Annotated in this window: 16 protein-coding genes and 1 pseudogene; 7 read left to right on the top strand and 10 right to left on the bottom strand. The window is 61.8% G+C overall.

What is annotated here, in order from left to right:
- Positions 1 to 55: 55 nt before the first annotated feature.
- From lepB to lptF, 4 genes are all read right to left on the bottom strand, one after another.
- The gene (gene lepB, locus M1E16_RS05030) at positions 56 to 910 is read right to left on the bottom strand and encodes a signal peptidase I (protein WP_305496556.1); all 855 of its coding nucleotides are present in this window, start codon (positions 908 to 910) and stop codon (positions 56 to 58) included.
- A 5-nt stretch (positions 911 to 915) separates the two neighbouring features.
- Positions 916 to 2,715, bottom strand: coding sequence for a translation elongation factor 4 (gene lepA, locus M1E16_RS05025; RefSeq protein WP_458129335.1), 1,800 nt, complete (start codon positions 2,713 to 2,715; stop codon positions 916 to 918).
- Between the two features lie 235 nt (positions 2,716 to 2,950).
- Positions 2,951 to 4,012 (bottom strand): LPS export ABC transporter permease LptG, encoded by a 1,062-nt coding sequence (gene lptG / locus M1E16_RS05020; protein ID WP_458129334.1) that lies wholly within the window; start codon positions 4,010 to 4,012, stop codon positions 2,951 to 2,953.
- Entirely contained in the window at positions 4,005 to 5,126 is a 1,122-nt protein-coding gene (lptF, locus tag M1E16_RS05015) for an LPS export ABC transporter permease LptF (protein ID WP_434625879.1), read from the bottom strand. The genes lptG and lptF overlap by 8 nt, the downstream gene beginning before the upstream one ends.
- A gap of 316 nt (positions 5,127 to 5,442) precedes the next feature.
- On the opposite strand from lptF, the gene M1E16_RS05010 reads away from it, so the two are divergent.
- The 5 genes from M1E16_RS05010 (at position 5,443) to rlmF (ending at position 12,201) form a co-directional block, all read left to right on the top strand.
- Positions 5,443 to 6,933, top strand: coding sequence for a leucyl aminopeptidase (locus M1E16_RS05010; RefSeq protein ID WP_305496564.1), 1,491 nt, complete (start codon positions 5,443 to 5,445; stop codon positions 6,931 to 6,933).
- Between the two features lie 58 nt (positions 6,934 to 6,991).
- Positions 6,992 to 7,420, top strand: a complete 429-nt coding sequence (locus M1E16_RS05005; RefSeq protein ID WP_305496566.1) for a DNA polymerase III subunit chi — start codon at positions 6,992 to 6,994, stop codon at positions 7,418 to 7,420.
- Positions 7,421 to 7,427: 7 nt separating this feature from the next.
- Entirely contained in the window at positions 7,428 to 7,793 is a 366-nt protein-coding gene (locus tag M1E16_RS05000) for a DNA polymerase III subunit chi (RefSeq protein ID WP_434625881.1), read from the top strand.
- A gap of 271 nt (positions 7,794 to 8,064) precedes the next feature.
- On the top strand, positions 8,065 to 10,911 hold the full coding sequence (locus M1E16_RS04995; protein WP_458129333.1) for a valine--tRNA ligase: 2,847 nt from the start codon (positions 8,065 to 8,067) through the stop codon (positions 10,909 to 10,911).
- 270 nt (positions 10,912 to 11,181) lie between these two features.
- Complete coding sequence (gene rlmF, locus M1E16_RS04990; protein ID WP_434673601.1) at positions 11,182 to 12,201, top strand: 23S rRNA (adenine(1618)-N(6))-methyltransferase RlmF; 1,020 nt, start codon at positions 11,182 to 11,184, stop codon at positions 12,199 to 12,201.
- Between the two features lie 293 nt (positions 12,202 to 12,494).
- Here the strand turns inward: rlmF and M1E16_RS04985 are convergent, their stop codons facing one another.
- Complete coding sequence (locus M1E16_RS04985) at positions 12,495 to 12,776, bottom strand: HU family DNA-binding protein (RefSeq protein WP_030139622.1); 282 nt, start codon at positions 12,774 to 12,776, stop codon at positions 12,495 to 12,497.
- Positions 12,777 to 13,170: 394 nt separating this feature from the next.
- Between M1E16_RS04985 and yejK the strand changes: the two genes are divergently transcribed.
- Both yejK and M1E16_RS04975 read left to right on the top strand, forming a co-directional pair.
- Positions 13,171 to 14,175 carry a nucleoid-associated protein YejK gene (yejK, locus tag M1E16_RS04980; RefSeq protein WP_420765369.1) on the top strand — a complete coding sequence of 335 codons (1,005 nt, stop codon included), beginning with the start codon at positions 13,171 to 13,173 and terminating at the stop codon, positions 14,173 to 14,175.
- Positions 14,175 to 14,294, top strand: a pseudogene (locus M1E16_RS04975) (glutaredoxin family protein); the annotation flags it as partial. The gene yejK and the pseudogene M1E16_RS04975, both read left to right, overlap by 1 nt.
- Positions 14,295 to 14,441: 147 nt before the next feature.
- Here the strand turns inward: M1E16_RS04975 and M1E16_RS04970 are convergent.
- The 5 genes from M1E16_RS04970 to M1E16_RS04950 form a co-directional block, all read right to left on the bottom strand.
- Positions 14,442 to 15,377, bottom strand: a complete 936-nt coding sequence (locus tag M1E16_RS04970) for a glutathione S-transferase family protein (RefSeq protein WP_458129332.1) — start codon at positions 15,375 to 15,377, stop codon at positions 14,442 to 14,444.
- Positions 15,378 to 15,456: 79 nt separating this feature from the next.
- On the bottom strand, positions 15,457 to 15,780 hold the full coding sequence (locus tag M1E16_RS04965; protein WP_458129331.1) for a GIY-YIG nuclease family protein: 324 nt from the start codon (positions 15,778 to 15,780) through the stop codon (positions 15,457 to 15,459).
- A gap of 42 nt (positions 15,781 to 15,822) precedes the next feature.
- Complete coding sequence (locus tag M1E16_RS04960) at positions 15,823 to 16,293, bottom strand: nuclear transport factor 2 family protein (RefSeq protein ID WP_458129330.1); 471 nt, start codon at positions 16,291 to 16,293, stop codon at positions 15,823 to 15,825.
- 88 nt (positions 16,294 to 16,381) lie between these two features.
- Positions 16,382 to 17,710 carry a CynX/NimT family MFS transporter gene (locus tag M1E16_RS04955; RefSeq protein WP_458129329.1) on the bottom strand — a complete coding sequence of 443 codons (1,329 nt, stop codon included), beginning with the start codon at positions 17,708 to 17,710 and terminating at the stop codon, positions 16,382 to 16,384.
- The gene (locus tag M1E16_RS04950) at positions 17,700 to 18,359 is read right to left on the bottom strand and encodes a FadR/GntR family transcriptional regulator (protein WP_434695762.1); all 660 of its coding nucleotides are present in this window, start codon (positions 18,357 to 18,359) and stop codon (positions 17,700 to 17,702) included. The genes M1E16_RS04955 and M1E16_RS04950 overlap by 11 nt, the downstream gene beginning before the upstream one ends.
- Between the last annotated feature and the right edge of the window lie 112 nt (positions 18,360 to 18,471).

Below are 18,471 nucleotides of genomic sequence, written 5' to 3'. Positions count from 1 at the left end.
CTTGTGCAGGCTCCAGAAATGCATTCGGCGCTGTGTTCAACAGCGCCGTGTGTGATTACTTGATCAGGCCAACCCGCGAGAAATTCGGCAGGTGACTGAGTTTGGGTTCCGGCCAGCTCATCCAGACCGCAAAGGCCTTGCCGACGATGTTGCGGTCGGGGACCATGCCCAGCATGTCCCTGGGAATGTTCGGATCATCCCAGTAGCGGCTGTCGTTGGAGTTGTCGCGGTTGTCGCCCATCATGAAATAGTGCCCGGCCGGCACGGTCCACGAATGGTCCGGCGTGGCGCGGTAGCGGCTCATTTCCTTGCGGATCAGGTGTTCCGCCTCGCCGAGTTTTTCCTTGTAGAGCTCGGCACTGCCCAGCGTGCCCGGCTCGGAGCCGATCAACTGCTCGGCCACCAGTTCGCCGTTGACGAACAGACGCTTGTCGGCGGTGTAGCGAATCCTGTCGCCCGGCAGGCCGACCACACGCTTGATGTAGTTGACGTTCGGGTCGCTCGGGAAGCGGAACACCATCACATCACCCCGTTGCGGGTCGCCGATCTCGATGACTTTCTTGTCGATCACCGGCAGCCGGATCCCGTAGGAAAACTTGTTCACCAAGATGAAGTCGCCCACGTCCAGGGTCGGCTTCATCGAGCCGGACGGGATCTGGAACGGCTCCACCAGGAACGAGCGCAGCACCAGGACGATGAACAGCACCGGGAAGAACGACTTGCCGTATTCGACCAGCAGCGGTTCCTTGTTGAGCTTTTCGATGACCACGCCATCAGGCTGGCTGACGCTGCCCTGATATGAGGCAATGGCGGCCCGACGCCGAGGCGCCAGGAACAACAGATCAAGCAACGCCAACAGGCCGCAGACGAACACGGCGATCACCAGCAACAGCGGGAAATTTAGCGACATAGGACCTAACTATCCAACCTGAGCACCGCAAGGAAGGCTTCCTGTGGAATTTCCACGTTACCGACCTGCTTCATGCGTTTTTTACCGGCCTTCTGCTTTTCCAACAGCTTGCGCTTACGGCTGACGTCGCCGCCGTAGCATTTGGCCAATACGTTCTTTCTGAGTGCCTTGACGGTTGTGCGCGCCACAATCTGCCCGCCAATGGCGGCCTGGATTGCCACGTCGAACATCTGCCGCGGAATCAGCTCCTTCATCTTCTCGGTCAACGCACGACCTTTGTAGTGCGCGTTGTCACGGTGCACGATCAATGCCAGGGCATCGACTTTTTCGCCGTTGATCAGCACATCCAGCTTCACCAGATTAGCCGATTGGTAACGATCGAAATGATAGTCCAGCGAAGCATAGCCGCGGCTGGTGGATTTCAGGCGGTCGAAGAAGTCCAGCACCACTTCGTTCATCGGCAAGTCGTAGGTCACCTGGACCTGCGTGCCGAGGAACAGCATGTCGTGTTGCACGCCGCGCTTCTCGATGCACAGGGTAATGACGTTGCCCAGGTGTTCCTGAGGCACAAGGATATTCGCCCGCACGATTGGCTCGCGCATGTCCTCGATGGCCGACAGGTCCGGCAGCTTGGACGGGTTGTCGACGTAGATGGTCTCGCCGCTCTTGAGCAGCAACTCGAAGATTACCGTCGGCGCCGTGGTGATCAGGTCCAGGTCGTATTCGCGCTCCAGGCGCTCCTGGATGATTTCCATGTGCAGCATGCCGAGGAACCCGCAGCGGAAGCCAAAGCCCAGGGCGTCGGAGCTTTCCGGGGTGTACTGCAGGGACGAGTCGTTCAGGGTCAGCTTCTGCAGGGCTTCGCGGAAATCCTCGAAGTCGTCGGAGCTGACCGGGAACAGGCCGGCATAGACCTGCGGCTGGATGCGCTTGAAACCCGGCAGCACGTCAACGTCGGGGGTCGAGCTCAAGGTCAGGGTGTCGCCGACCGGCGCACCGTGGATGTCCTTGATACCGGCAATGATGAAGCCGACTTCGCCAGCCTTCAGGTCGACGGTGGCGGTGTGTTTCGGATTGAACACACCAACACTGTCCACCAGGTGGATCTTGCCAGTGGACTTGACCAGGATCTTGTCGCCCTTCTTCACGCGGCCATGGCGCACGCGAACCAGGGAGACCACGCCCAGGTAGTTGTCGAACCACGAGTCGATGATCAACGCCTGCAGCGGATCTTCGATATTGCCGGTCGGCGCCGGAATGGTAGTGACCAGGCGCTCGAGCACTTCATCCACGCCCAGGCCGGTCTTGGCGCTGCAAGTGACCGCGTCGGTGGCGTCGATGCCGATGATTTTCTCGATTTCTTCTTTCACGCGGTCCGGATCGGCCTGGGGCAGGTCGATCTTGTTCAGCACCGGCATGACTTCCAGGCCTTGCTCGATGGCCGTGTAGCAGTTGGCGACCGACTGGGCCTCGACGCCCTGGCCGGCATCGACAACCAGCAGCGCGCCTTCGCAGGCCGCCAGCGACCGGCTGACTTCATAGGTGAAGTCGACGTGGCCGGGGGTGTCGATGAAGTTGAGCTGGTAGGTGATGCCGTCGCGAGCCTTGTAATAGAGGGTAACGCTGTGGGCCTTGATGGTGATCCCGCGCTCACGCTCGAGGTCCATGGAGTCCAGGACCTGGGCTTCCATTTCACGCTCGGCCAGACCGCCGCACATCTGGATGAAGCGATCAGCCAGCGTCGACTTGCCATGGTCAATGTGGGCGATGATGGAGAAATTGCGGATATGACTCAAATCACTCACGGATCAACACTCAAAAAGGCTGCAGGCATGGCCCGCCGAAAAATAGCCGGGAATTGTACCTGATCCATCGTGCAAGCGTCACGTGTGGCGAGGGAGCTTGCTCCCGCTGGGCTGCGAAGCGGCCCCTCGATTATGCGCCACGGCGATGTGTCAGGCAGGCTGCAGGGGACTGCTGCGCAGTCCAGCGGGAGCAAGCTCCCTCGCCACAGAAGCTCCCCTGCCACAATAAAATGGATCAACCCGCCCGGCGCAGCAGCCAGAGCCCGGCCAGCGCGCAGACCGTGGCCGGCACCAGCACCGCGAGCAGCGGCGAGAAACCGAACACCAGGCTCGATGGCCCCAGCAGGTCCTGGGCGATACGGAAGGTGAAGCCCACCAGCACGCCGGTGAAGACCCGCTGGCCGAGGGTCACCGAGCGCAGCGGACCAAAGATGAAGGAAATCGCCATCAACACCAGGGCGGCAGTGACCAGCGGCTGCAACACCTTGACCCAAAATGCCAGCCAGTAGCGGCCATTGTTCAGGCCCTGGTCCGCCAGATAGTGGATGTAACCCCACAAACCGGTGATCGAAAGCGACTCCGGCGCCATCACGACGGTGCTGAGCAACTGCGGGCTGATCTGCACGTCCCAACGTTCCTGCGGAGCGGCGACCACCTCGGTGCGCTTGTCATGGAACAAGGTGGTAGTAACGTCGGTCAGTTGCCAGTGATCCTCGGCGAAATTGGCGCGTTTGGCGAAGCTCGACGACAACAAGTGCCGCTCTTCGTCGAAGCGATACCGGGTCACGCCGTACAGCGTGCCGTTAGGCTGGACCGAGTTGATGTGGATGAACTCGTCACCCTGGCGGTGCCACAAGCCATGCTTGGCGCTTTGGACATCGCCGCCGCCCTGGGCCAGGGAGCGATTGGCCTGGGCGGTGTTCTCGGTGGCCGGCGCGACGTACTCGCCGACGAGCAGCCCGACCAGCATCAGGACCAGCATCGGTTTCATCACCGCCCACACGATGCGGCCGATGGACACGCCGGCGGCGCGCATGATGGTCAGTTCGCTGTTGCTCGCCAGGCTCCCCAGGCCGATCAGGCAACCGATCAGCGCAGCCATCGGCAACATGTCGTACAGGCGCCTTGGTGCCGTCAGCAACACGTAGCTCGCCACGTCCAGCAATGTATAGGTATCGCTGACATCGCCCATCTCGTCGATGAACGCGAACAGGGTCGCCAGGCCAAGAATGATCCCCAGCACCGCGAGGATCGCCATGAACACGCTGCTGCCGATATAGCGGTCGAGTTTAACCACGGGCCACCTCCAGCGCGCTGCGACGACTGGCCAGCTTCAAGCGCAACGGTTCCCAATAGAGCAAGCCCAGGCCAATGACCAGGAAGATCGAATGCACCCACCACAGGCCCAGGGCCGGCGGGATCTTGCCTTTCTCCAGGGCACTGCGGGCGGAAATCAGGATGGTCAGGTAGGCCATATACAAAAGAATCGCCGGCAGCAGCTTGAGGAAACGACCCTGGCGCGGATTGACCCGCGACAGCGGGACCGCCATGAGGGTCACGATGAACACCAGCAACGGCAGCGACAGGCGCCATTGCAATTCGGTGCGGGCGCGGATGTCGTCACTGCCCAGCAGGCTGGCGGTAGGCATGGCATCACGGTCGGTGACTTCATCGCTGACATCGGGCTTGGGCAGCAGCACACCGTAGGTGTCGTACTTGATCGCCCGGTAATCGGCCTGTCCCGGGGTGCCATCGTAGCGATAGCCGTTCTCCAGGATCAGGTAGCGGTTGCCGTCGGGGTTGATTTCCTGGCGCCCTTTCTCAGCCACCAGCACGGAAATGCCGCGGTCCTTCTTGGTGTCCGAAGAGACGTTTTTCTGGGTGATGAAGACGCCGCCGAGGTTGACCCGGTCGTCCGACAGTTGTTCGGTGTAGGTGACACGCGTCCCGTCGCGCAGGGCCTGGAAGCGCCCCGGTACCAGGGTGTCGAATTCGGTCATGGCGTCCTGCTGGTTGATCAGCAGCTGGAACTGGTTGGCGCCCTGGGGCGACAGGCTCAGGCTCAGCCAGGCCACCACCAGCGCCACCAATGTGGCCGGGAACAGAGTGATGCGAAACAGACGCTGCTGACTCATGCCGGTGGCCGACAGCACGGTCATTTCACTGTCCAGGTAGAGGCGACCGTAGGCCAGCAGGATCCCGAGGAACAATCCCAGCGGCAGGATCAGTTGCAGGAAGCCCGGCAGGCGGAACCCCATGATCAGGAACAGCGAGCCCGGATCGAGGGCGCCCGAAGCCGCCTGGGCAAGATACTTGATGAAGCGCCCGCTCATGATGATGACCAGCAGCACGGCACTGACCGCGCTCAGGGTCAGCAGGACTTCGCGGGATAGATAACGGAAGACGATCAAACCAGACACTCCACGATTGTCAGGCTAGGCGGCCAAACAAGAAACGTATCGAGCCGACGCATACTGCGAGCAGCCGAAAAAAGAGCCGCATTATCCTGTGATTGGAGGCGCCTGTCACTGCGCATGCTTTAAGCAGACGCTCCCCAGCCAAAAAAGTTAACCGTTGCGAGGGTTGTCAGCTTCGGGCGCCGGGGTTCAAACTGCGGCCTTTGTCGCCGGCAAGCTCCGGCGCTTCTTTTATATAGAAGACAGCTGTTCAGCGCGCCACTGTCGTCGCGGCGCCTGGCCTCTTGACCATTGACTCAAGGATCCGGACATGGAACTGGTTGTAAAAAGCGTCAGCCCAGAAACGTTGAAGACCGCCACGCTGGTGGTTGCCGTTGGTGAGAACCGCCAGCTCGGCGTCGTCGCCACCCAGCTCGACGCCTTGAGCGGCGGCGCCATCAGCGCCGTGCTCAAGCGCGGCGACCTGGCCGGCAAGGTCGGCCAGAGCCTGCTGCTGCACAGCCTCCCCAACCTCAAGGCCGAACGCGTGCTGCTGGTGGGCGTCGGCAAGGACGCTGAACTGGGCGACCGTCCGTTTCGCAAGATCATTGCCGGCGTCTTGGGCACCTTGAAGAACCTGGGCGGTGGCGACGCGGTGCTGGCCTTGGACGAACTGGTTGTAAAAGGCCGCGACAGCTACGGCAAGAATCGCCTGCTGGCCGAGACCCTGGTGGATGGCGAATACCAGTTCGACCAGTTCAAGAGCCAGAAAGCCGAACCCCGTGCACTGAAAAAAATCACCCTGCTGACCATCAAGGCTGCCCAGGCCGAAGTCCAGCGCGCCGTGACCCACGCCACCGCGATCGCCAACGGCATGGCCTTCACCCGCGACCTGGGCAACCTGCCGCCGAACATCTGCCACCCGACCTTCATGGGTGAACAGGCCAAGGCACTGGGCAAGGAATTCAAGGGTCTGAAGGTCGAGGTCTTCGACGAGAAGAAAATCAAGGACCTGGGCATGGGTTCGTTCTATGCCGTCGGCCAGGGCAGCGCCCAGCCGCCACGCCTGATCGTGATGCAATACAACGGCGGCAAGAAATCCGAGAAGCCGTACGCCCTGGTGGGCAAGGGCATCACTTTCGACACCGGCGGCATCAGCCTCAAGCCCGGCGCCGGCATGGATGAAATGAAATACGACATGGGCGGCGCCGCCAGCGTGTTCGGCACCCTGCGCGCCGTGCTCGAGCTGCAATTGCCGATCAACCTGGTCTGCATCCTCGCCTGCGCCGAGAACATGCCCAGCGGCACGGCTTCGCGCCCGGGCGACATCGTCACCACCATGAGCGGCCAGACCGTGGAAATCCTCAACACCGACGCCGAAGGTCGTCTGGTGCTGTGCGACGCCCTCACCTATTCCGAACGCTTCAAGCCGCAAGCGGTGATCGACATCGCCACGCTGACCGGCGCCTGCGTCGTCGCCCTGGGCGCCCATACCTCGGGCCTGCTGGGCAACAATGACGAGCTGATCGGCCAACTGCTCAGCGCCGGCCAGCAGGCCGACGATCGCGCCTGGCAGTTGCCGCTGTTCGATGAGTACCAGGAACAGCTGGACAGCCCGTTCGCCGACATCGCCAACATCGGTGGCCCTAAAGCCGGGACCATCACCGCCGCGTGCTTCCTGTCGCGCTTCACCAAGAACCTGAACTGGGCCCACCTGGACATCGCCGGCACGGCCTGGACCAGCGGCGGCAAGGACAAGGGCGCCACCGGCCGTCCGGTACCCCTGCTGACCCAGTACCTGCTGGACCGCGCCAAGGCCTGACACCGATGTTCTCCGGTGCGTCGCCCTCGGGTGACGCCTCGGCGATTCAAGGAACGCAATGACCAAAGTCGACTTCTACATCCTGCCCAGCGCCGATCCCTCGGCGCGACTGGATTTCGCCTGCAAGCTCACCGAGAAAGCCTGGCGCATGGGCCATCGCATCTATCTGCATTGCAGCGATGCCGCTCAGCGCGAAGACCTGGACGCGCGCCTGTGGGCGTTCAAGGGCGAGAGTTTCGTGCCCCACGGTCCGGCCGAAAGCGAACCCGAAGGGCTGATCGTGCTGGGGCTGGGGGAAGACTGCGGTCAGCATCAGGACCTGCTGGTCAATCTCGACCTGAAAGTGCCGGCGTTTGCCCAGCGTTTCGCCCGCGTGGCGGAAGTCGTGGTTGAAGACCCGGCCATCCGCCAAGCCGCGCGGGAGAGTTTCCGTTTCTACCGCGAACAGGGCTATGCTCTGCAAGACCACCGTTTACAGCGACTCTGAGCCTACGATGGACACTCCAAAACCGCCGCAAAAACCTGCTCACCTGCTGGATGACCTCGAGTCGATCCGCCAACTGCTCGGTGACGACACCCTGCAGCCACCGCTGTTGACCGACACGGTGGAACACGAAGCCGTGCATGACGAGCAGATTCCGCTGCTGTTCGAACCGATCAACGGCCAGCCCGAACCCAAGCCAGCCCCCAATGCCGAACCAAAAGGCCCCGACGCCCTGTTGCATCTGGACCAGGAATTGCGCGCCGCCGCCCAACTGATCCTGCAAGACGTGATCGACGATTTCGCCCCGCACATCGAAACCGAGATCAAACGCCGGCTGGATGCGCGTATGGAGCGGTTGTTGAGCCAGTACGAATAGCGCTGTGACTCGGTTGCATGGGCTTTTTGTGGCGAGGGAGCTTGCTCCCGCTCGGCTGCGAAGCAGCCGCAATCGTCGGCATTCCACACCCACTTCATAAGACTGTCACTTAGGGGGCCGCTCCGCAGCCCAGCGGGAGCAAGCTCCCTCGCCACGGGGGTTCGTTGCGCCTGTTTATACCCACTCGCTGTGTACTGGCTCGCCCTGCGTCCTTCGCCCCGCTATACTTCCCGGCTTTTCCTGAATAAATGCCAATAGGGTCCCGCCGCGCATGGATAAGACCTACCAGCCGCACGCCATTGAAACTTCCTGGTACAACACCTGGGAGTCCGAGAATTATTTCGCTCCGCAAGGCGCGGGCGATTCCTACACCATCATGATCCCGCCGCCGAACGTCACCGGCAGCCTGCACATGGGCCACGGTTTCAACAACGCGATCATGGACGCCCTGATCCGTTTCCGTCGCATGCAAGGCCGCAACACCTTGTGGCAGCCGGGCACCGACCACGCCGGTATCGCCACGCAAATGCTGGTGGAACGTCGCCTCGAAGCCCAGGGCCAGAATCGCCATGACCTGGGTCGCGAGAAATTCCTCGAGAAAGTCTGGGAATGGAAAGACGAATCCGGCGGCAACATCAGCCGTCAGATCCGTCGCCTCGGCTCGTCCGTTGACTGGAGCCGCGAGCGCTTCACCATGGACGACGGCCTGTCCGAAGCGGTCAAGGAAGCCTTCGTGCGCCTGCATGAAGACGGGCTGATCTATCGCGGCAAGCGCCTGGTCAACTGGGACACCAAGTTGCACACGGCGATTTCCGACCTCGAAGTGGAGAACCACGACGAGAAAGGTTTCCTGTGGAACCTCAAGTACCCGCTGGCCGACGGCGCCAAGACCGCCGAAGGCAAGGATTACCTGATCGTCGCCACCACGCGTCCGGAAACCATGCTGGGCGACTCCGCCGTAGCGGTGAACCCGAACGACGAGCGCTACCAGGCGCTGATCGGCCAGTTCGTCGAGCTGCCGCTGGTTGGCCGTCGCATCCCGATCATTGGCGACGATTACTGCGACCCCGAATTCGGCACCGGCTGCGTGAAAATCACCCCGGCCCACGATTTCAACGACTATGAAGTCGGCAAGCGCCACAACCTGCCGCTGCTGAACATCTTCGACAAGAACGCCAATGTCTTGCCGGCCGCCCAGGCATTCAACCTCGACGGCACCCTGAACGAAAGCGTCGACGGCCAGATCCCGGCCGAATACGCCGGCCTGGATCGCTTCGAAGCGCGCAAGCAGATCGTTGCTGCGTTCGAGGCCGCCGGCCTGCTGGTCAGCGTCGACGACCATGCCCTGAAAGTCCCGAAAGGCGATCGCTCTGGCACCATCATCGAGCCGTGGCTGACCGATCAGTGGTACGTGTCGACCAAGCCGCTGGCCGAGCCGGCGATTGCCGCCGTGGAAGACGGCCGCATCCAGTTCGTGCCCAAGCAATACGAAAACATGTACTTCTCGTGGATGCGCGACATCCAGGATTGGTGCATCAGCCGCCAGCTGTGGTGGGGCCACCGCATCCCGGCCTGGTACGACGAGTCGGGCAAGGTCTACGTCGGTCGCGATGAAGCCGAAGTCCGCGCCAAGCACAACCTTGGCCCGGACGTAGCGCTGGCGCAGGACAACGACGTTCTCGACACCTGGTTCAGTTCGGGCCTGTGGACGTTCTCGACCCTGGGCTGGCCGCAACAGACCGAGTTCCTGAAGAAATTCCACTCCACCGACGTGCTCGTCACCGGCTTCGACATCATTTTCTTCTGGGTCGCCCGGATGATCATGCTGACCATGCACTTGGTGAAGAACGAGGACGGCACGCCGCAAGTGCCGTTCAAGACTGTCTACGTCCATGGCCTGGTGCGCGACGGCCAGGGCCAGAAGATGTCCAAGTCCAAGGGCAACGTCCTGGACCCACTGGACATCATCGACGGCATTGACCTGGAAACCCTGGTGCAGAAACGCACCTCGGGCCTGATGCAGCCGAAACTGGCGAAGAAGATCGAGAAGGCCACCCGCGAAGAATTCGCCGAGGGCATCGCCAGCTACGGCACCGACGCTCTGCGGTTTACCTTCTGCTCGCTGGCATCCACCGGTCGCGACATCAAGTTCGACATGGGCCGCGTCGAAGGCTATCGCAACTTCTGCAACAAGATCTGGAACGCCGCGCGTTACGTGCTGGACAAGGGCGAAGACTGCGGCCAGAACGGCGAAACCTACGAGCTGAGCCTGGCTGACCGCTGGATCATTTCGCAACTGCAACGCACCGAAGCCGAAGTGACCCGCCAGCTCGACCAGTTTCGTTTCGACCTGGCCGCACAAGCGCTGTACGAGTTCATCTGGAACCAGTATTGCGACTGGTACCTGGAACTGTCCAAGCCGGTACTGTGGGACGAAAACGCACCGGTCGAGCGCCAGCGCGGCACCCGTCGCACCCTGGTTCGCGTATTGGAAGTGGCCCTGCGCCTGGCGCATCCGTTCATGCCGTTCATCACCGAGGAAATCTGGCAGCGCGTCGCACCGCTGGCCGGTGCCCAGGGCAAGACGATCATGCTGCAACCGTGGCCGGTGGCCAACGAAAGCCGCATCGATCCGGCAGCCGAAGACGACATCGAGTGGCTGAAGACCTTCATGCTCGGCCTGCGCAACATCCGCGCCGAAATGAACATCGGCCCAGGCAAACCGCTGACCCTGTTCCTGAAAAACGCCAACGCCGAAGACCTACGCCGTCTCAACGAGAACGAAGCGCTGCTCAAGAAGCTGGCGAAACTGGAATCGGTGACGGTACTGGCTACGGGCGAAGAAGCACCGCTGTCAGCCACCGCCCTGGTTGGCGAGATGGAAGTGCTGGTGCCAATGGCCGGCCTGATCGACAAGGCCGCCGAACTGGCGCGCCTGGACAAGGAAATCCTGCGTCTGAAGGGCGAAGTCCAGCGCGTCGGCGGCAAGCTGTCGAATGCCGGTTTCGTCGACAAGGCACCGGCCGAAGTCATCGAGAAGGAGCGGGCCAAACTGGCCGAGGCCGAACAGGCCGTGGGCAAGCTGGCCGAGCAGCACGCGCGGATTGCCAGCCTGTAACGGTGGTTCGTGATTGAAAAGGGAGGCCCAGGTGGCCTCCTTTTTTTCTGCCTGTCCTTTCCCAAAAAAAGCGCCTCCCCCTGTGGGAGCGAGCCTGCTCGCGATGACGGTGGCAAAATTCAACATCAATGCAAGCTGATCCACCGCTTTCGCGAGCGGGCTCGCTCCCACACAGGTTCCCCCGCTCATTTGAATAGCGCAGTCATCAAGACCGCGCCGAATGTGGGACAATGCCCGCCACTTTTTGAGCCAGCCCTGAATCGACCCGCCATGACCGCTCCTCGCCCTCCCCGCCCTCCCCGCCAGAAGCCCAAGCCCGTCGCCGAGGCCAAAGCGCCGCGGGAGAAGGCCAGCCTGCATCCGCGCAATCGCCATCAGGGCCACTACGACTTCCCGGCGCTGATCAAGAGCACACCGGAACTGGCGAAGTTCGTGATCATCAATCCCTACGGCAAGGAAAGCATCGACTTCGCCAGCCCCGAGGCGGTGCGAGTGTTCAACCGGGCGCTGCTCAAGTCCTTTTATGGCATCGCCTATTGGGACATTCCGGCTGACTACCTGTGCCCTCCCGTGCCGGGGCGCGCCGACTACGTGCATTTTCTCGCCGACCTGCTCGCCAGCCACAATGAAGGCGAAATCCCTCGCGGCGCGGCGGTCAAGGTGCTGGACGTTGGCACCGGCGCCAACTGCGTTTATCCGCTGATCGGCTACAGCGATTACCGCTGGCACTTCCTGGGCTCGGAAATCGACCCGACGGCAATCGCGTCGGCCAAGGCCATCGTCCAGTCCAACGGCCTGAACAAAGCCATCCAGCTGCGCCAGCAACCCAACCGCAAGCACATCCTGTCGGGGCTTCTGGAAAGTACCGAACGGTTCGACCTGACGATGTGCAACCCGCCGTTCCACGCCTCCCTGGAGGAAGCCACCAAGGGCAGCCAGCGAAAATGGCGGGCACTGGGCAAGGCGGATCCGAAGCGCAAGTTGCCAGTCTTGAATTTCGGCGGCCAGGCGGCGGAGCTGTGGTGCGAGGGTGGCGAGGCGCGCTTCGTCACGCAGTTGATCAGTGAGAGCGCCCAGATCGCCGGGCAAGTGCTGTGGTTCAGCACGCTGGTATCGAAGGCGTCGAACCTGCCGGCAATTCAAGCCGCGCTGAAGAAGGCCGGAGCGCTGCACAGCCAGGTGGTGGAAATGTCCCAGGGGCAGAAGCAGAGTCGGTTCGTGGCCTGGACCTTTCAGGACCAGGCGCAGCAACAAGCCTGGCGCCAGGCGCGCTGGGCTCGCAAGGACTGAACCTCCCTCAACACAGCCTGATGCGGTTCACTTAAGGTATCGACATTCCCGTGGCGAGGGAGCTTGCTCCCGCTGGGCTGCGTAGCGGCCCCAAAACCTGCCGAATACGCAGCATCAAACACACCGTACCCGCCGGAATACGACTGCTTCGCAGCCGAGCGGGAGCAAGCTCCCTCGCCACAGGTACGTCGTTTTTCTTGAGTGAATAGCATTACTGACCACTGGCCACTTTTTCAAGACAACAAAAAACCGTGCCCGGATCGCTCCGCGGCACGGTTTTTCATAAAACGATCTTACTTGTTGACCGCGTCGGTCAGGCCTTTGGCCACAACCAGCTTGATCACTTTCTTGGCCGGGATTTCGATGGCTGCGCCAGTCGAAGGGTTGCGACCGGTACGGGCAGGACGCTCGGTGACTTTCAGCTTGCCAACACCTGGCAAGGTCAGTTCGCCGCCGTTTTCCAGCTGATCGGCAACCACTTGGCCCAGTTGGTCCAGCAGCGCACGCACGGTAGCTTTTGGTGCGTCTACAGATTCAGCCAAATCAGCGATCAGTTGGTCTTTAGTAAGAGCCATGTAGTGTTCCTTCCCTATCAAATTCATATGGATTGCAGAGTGCAGTGTCAGCCATCGAGCCGATCTATCTGATCAGCCGCCCTCGGTCATCACCACGACGGATCGGGGTAATAGATGCCGAAATCCGGGTTTGGTTCGACCTGACAAATGCTGAATGCACGCTTAACGCAGTGACTTCGCGTAAGACCGGGCAAAACTAGCACAACGCCTGTGAAATATCCGCCTCTACCTACCCATTTGGTCAGCTTTATTGCGCTAAATCGGTAAAAAAATGCTCACCGGGTGTCAGACCGGTCTGAAAGGGCCTTCACCACGTTCCAAAACCAGTGATTGCGGTACACTGGGCCCTTTTTCGGGGAGCGCGCCCTCCCCTCTTTCATCAGCCGAGAAATCCATGCCGATCCGTCATTGCATCGTCCACCTGATCGACAAAAAACCCGACGGCACGCCCGCTGTGCTCCATGCCCGCGACTCCGAACTGGCGGAGTCCACGGCCATCGAGAACATGCTCGCCGACCTCAACGAGAGCTACAACGCCAAGCAAGGCAAGGCCTGGGGCTTCTTCCATGCCGAATCCGGGGCGCATCCGTTCAGCGGCTGGCTGAAGGAATACCTCGACGGCGGCAAGGACTTCACTGCGTTCAGTCGCGTGGCGGTGGAACACCTGCAAAAGCTGATGGAAGAATCCAACCTGTCGGTGGGCGGCCACGTGCTGTTCGCTCATTACCAGCAAGGCATGACCGACTACCTGGCGATCGCCCTGCTGCACCACAGCGAAGGCGTAGCCGTGACTGACGAGCTGGACGTGACCCCGTCGCGCCACCTGGACCTGGGCCAGTTGCACCTGGCGGCGCGGATCAACGTGTCGGAATGGCAGAACAACAAACAGTCCAGGCAGTACATCTCGTTCATCAAGGGCAAGAACGGCAAGAAGGTTTCGGAGTACTTTCGCGACTTCATCGGTTGCCAGGAAGGCGTCGACGGCCCCGGCGAAACCCGCACCCTGCTCAAGGCTTTCAGCGACTTCGTCGAAAGCGAAGACCTGCCCGAAGACGACGCCCGGGAGAAAACCAAGACCCTGGTGGACTACGCCAGCAGCCAGGCCAAGCTCGGCGAGCCGATGGGCCTGGAAGAGCTCTCGGAGCTGATCGACGAAGAGCGCCCGAAAGCGTTCTACGATCACATCCGCAACAAGGACTACGGCCTGTCGCCGGAAATTCCGGCGGATAAACGCACCCTCAATCAGTTCCGCCGCTTCACCGGCCGCGCCGAAGGCTTGTCCATCAGCTTCGAAGCGCATCTGCTGGGCTCGAAGATCGAATACGACGAAGAGGCCGGCACGCTGATCATCAAGGGTCTACCGACCTCGCTGACCGATCAGCTCAAGCGGCGTAACTGATGCTCACTCGGGTACTGAAAAAGTGCCTGCTGGTTCTGCTGGTGGTGGTCGCGTACCAGAACTGGGGCAAGATCGAGCGGGTGTTCAATCCTAGCCGCGACATAAGTTCTACCAGCCAACAGTGATGTCGGCCCTGATGACCCCATCGCGAGCAGGCTCGCTCCCACAGTGATTGCGGCAAACACAAATCCTGGGCTCACCCCCGGCCAAATGTGGGAGCGAGCCTGCTCGCGAAAGCGGAAGCCCAGTCACCACCTCAGCAAAAATCAAACCGCCTCGATGCGAAACCCGAACCGCGGAAAGTGCACATGCACCACCCCGCCACGCTCGTCCTGACGACGCAGAATCAATTCTTCGCTACCGGCAAACAACAACTCCCCAACCACCGGATCGACACCGTAATCCGTCGCCGCGATGCTCACCCGCTGCCCCGCCACAAACCCGTTCGGCTCCTCGAATGACTCATCCGGCAACGCTGCTGGCGTCGCATTGCGAGCCACCTCCAGGGCTTCTTCGGAACTCATCTGGCTCGACGCACCGTGACCGAAACCCAACACCCGCGCCAGCCACGCCGATACCGCCGGATGAGCATCCACCAAAGGTGAAGTGACAGGCGTGCCCTTGAGGAACCACAGCGGATGCGCCATGGCAAAGTCGACAATCGACGGATCGCCTAGCAGGAAGTCGCCGTCTTCACGCTGCAACTGCTGCTCCAGGCGCGCCATGATCACAGGCCATTGATGCTTGGCCTGCTCGGCGGACAGACGCGTGGCCGTGCCGCCACTGAACAGCCCGGCACGGTCGCTGATGAACGCCTTGATCGCCTCGGGCGGCAACTTGGCAAAACGCACCGCCACCGATTCCGGCTGGAACACCAGGCTTACCGCATGCTGAAACACCACCGAATCCGCCCATGCCGCAAAGGACGCAGCGATCATTTCCCGGCCCTCGGGAAACAGCGCCGGCGAGGCTTTCTCCTGCTCCAGCCGCCGGGCTATCAACGCCGTGTCGCAGTAGATGTCAGCGCCGATCTGCAACACCGGCGTCTTGCGGTAACCGCCGGTCAAGGCCGTCAGGTCCGGCTTGGGCATCATTGGCGGGATACCTACCGAACGCCAGGACAAGCCTTTGAAACCCAGCAACAGGCGGGCTTTCTCTGCGAATGGGGAGGTTGGGTAATGATGGAGGATCAGTTCAGACATGAGATTCGCCACTGCTGGGATGAAGTCTTGCAGCTTAGCGCGCCTGACCGGACCAGCCTACCGGCCTGATGAAGGCCTATCAGCCTGGCTGATGAAGCGACAGCGCACTGGCCACCAAGCATTCCTTGGCGCTTTTCTTGAGCTTTTTGATCAACCGCTCCTGCCGCAACGCCTCGCCCTTGTCACGGCAGGCCTCGGTATAGACCAGCGCGACCGCCGGGCTGGAGAGGAAAAAACGCGCGCCCTTGCCGCTCTGGTGCTTGGTGAAACGCCGCACCGGGTCATCGCTGATGCCGCAGTACAGCGAGCCGTTGGCGGCGCGCACCAGGTAGACGAACCAGGGCTTGGCCGGTTCGGGTGTGGCGGGGGCAGCGAGGCCGGGGGATGATTCGACGGTGGTCACGGAAATATTCAACAGCCGCGATGGAAACAAGCCGCGATCTTATCAGCGACTGGCCTGGAACGCCCGCAGCCCCTTGAGCGCCTGGGCGCGGACGGCGTTGCGCACCAGCGGTGTCCAGCCCAACAGCAGGCCTTTGGTGCCCAAGGCCTGGCGCGACCAGCGCCACAGGTCGAAATGATCGTGGTGCTCGTAGATCTTGCCGTCACGAAACACGAAGCGCGCCTGGATGTCGTTGACCACTGTATTGCCGGTCTGGCTGAACAGATAAGTCGCCACCCAATGGGCGCCGCCGGAACGTTCGTCGCTGCGCACGTTATCGAACGTCAGGGAAAAATCCTTGGCCCGCGTGGTGAGCATGCGCCACATGTCGCCGGCATCGCGCCCACGCAGTTCGCCAAAGGCCGGATCACTGAACACCACGTCATCGGTGTAGCAGGCGCTCATGGCCTCGGCATCGAGGCGCTGGAATGCCTGGTAGAACCGGATGATCAGGGCTGTGTGGGCATCGCTCATGGACGGACTCCGGAAATCGTTTCAGTAAGGCCTGCACGATAATCTGCCGCCGCGAGGAACACTATCGTCATTCGCTATGAAAATGACATCAGCGAAGCTCGCCGACTCTTTCGCTGACGACACCGACATACAACGCTCGACCGGCGCCGAGGCCGGCGATGATCGCGCCCAGGCCAACCAGGCCAAAGATCCAGCCCAGCGCATTCCAGCCGCCGGTCAAGTCATGTACCACGCCGACCGCGAACGGCCCCAATGACGCCAACGTATAACCAAAACCCTGGGCCATGCCGGAGAGGTTGGCGGCCACATGAGCGTCGCGCGAACGCAGCACGATCAGCGTCAGAGCCAGGGCGAATGTCGCGCCCTGCCCCAGGCCCAACAGAATCGCCCAGCCCCACAACCCGTCGATGGGCGCATAGAGACAGCCGAACAGCCCGCCGAGCACCATCAGCATGACGACCACGATGGCCAGGCGCTGGTCCTTGCCGCGCGTTGCCAGCCAGGGCGCCGCGAGGGAGCTGACCAGTTGCACGATTACCGAGCCGGACAACACGAGCCCCGCCTGGGTCGGGGTCAGCCCGCGACCGATGAGGATCGACGGCAGCCAGCCGAACACGATGTAGGCCAGGGACGATTGCAGCCCCATGTACAAGGTCACCTGCCAGGCCAGGGGATCACGCAGCAACCCGCGGACACGATACGCCGCTTGATGCGCCCCGTGTTTCTGGCCCACTTGCGGCAGCCAGAACACGGCGGCCAGCAGGGCCGGCAGCATCCAGAAGCCCAGGCCGAGGGCCCAGTCATGGCCCAGATGTTCGCTCAATGGCACCGTCGCGCCGGCCGCCATCGCCGCACCCAGGCACAGCGCCATGGTGTAGACACCGGTCATGGTGCCGGCCTGCTTGGCGAAGTCGCGCTTGACGATGCCCGGCAGCAACACGCCGATCACACCGATGCTGGCGCCAGCGAGGATGCTGCCCGCGAACAGGCCGAACTGGCCGAACGAGCTGCGCAGGATGATGCCGCCAGCCAGCGTGAGCAGGATCCCGAGCACCACTCGTTCAGCGCCGAAGCGCCGCGCCAGCACTGGCGCCAATGGCGCGAACAGGCCCAGGCAGAGCACTGGCAAGGTTGTCAGCAGACCGGCCTGGGCAGCCGACAGGCCAAGGCTTTTCGACACGTCGCTGAGCAGCGGTGCCATGCTCGACAAGGCCGGGCGCAGGTTCAACGCGACCAGGATCAGGCCTAGCAGCAGCAACCAGGGCCGGCGCACCAGCGGGTGGCTCTGCTGGGCCTGCTCGTCGTCCGCCTCGGCGTCGATCAGCAATTCTTCGAGTTCGGCGCCGCGTTTGTTCGGCGTTGCGGTAGTGCGGTCAAGCGGATCGCGGGACATGGAAAGCTCGGGTTCAGGGTTCATTGATCAACTGCCGGCAGAGGGTCTTGGCCCGCTCCGGATCCTGGCGTTCGACGGCTTCGAGGATTTCGATGTGCAGGTCGAACACGTGTTGATGGCGCGGAATGATATTGAGGCTCTGACGCAACTGAGCGCCGATCACGCTGGAGAAATAGCGATACAGCTCGCTCAGGGCCGGGTTGTGCGCGGCGTCCACGAGCAGGCGATGGAACACCAGGTCGCAGGCGATGTAGTGCTCCAGGTCGCCGTGATAATGCTCGCCGCTGGTTTTCAGCGCCTGGCGCAAGGCAAGCAGATCGTCCTCGGTGCGCCGTAGCGCCGCCAGGCCGATGGCCTCGACTTCAAGGATGTGCCGGGTTTCCCGGGCCTGCTCCAACGAGCAACGGGAGAGCGCCTTGAGCGTGTCCAGCGGGTCGACGACCGCACGCACGTAACTGCCGTCGCCCTGACGAATCTCGATCAATCCGGAAAACGCCAGTACGCGCATGGCTTCGCGCACCGTGTTTCGGCTGATGCCTAGCTCGGCGACCAATTCCGGCTCGGTAGGCAAGCGCTGGCCGACAGCCCACACGCCGTCGCTGATGCGTTGGCGCAGTTGCTCCAAGGCTTGATCGACCAGGGAGCGCTTTATTAGCGGGGACATTTCTGACATGGGGCTCGCCTTTTCATCCAATCATGGGATGAATTTTCTGACATGTTAGTCAGCTTCGTGTAGGACGGCAACCGCCTACGTTTTATTGGAGGCAAAGAATCCGAATTTTCGA

The sequence above is a fragment of the Pseudomonas sp. Z2-11 genome, assembly GCF_054161305.1.
Note: the sequence above shows the minus strand (reverse complement) of the source record. Positions and strands in the feature narration are given on the sequence as shown.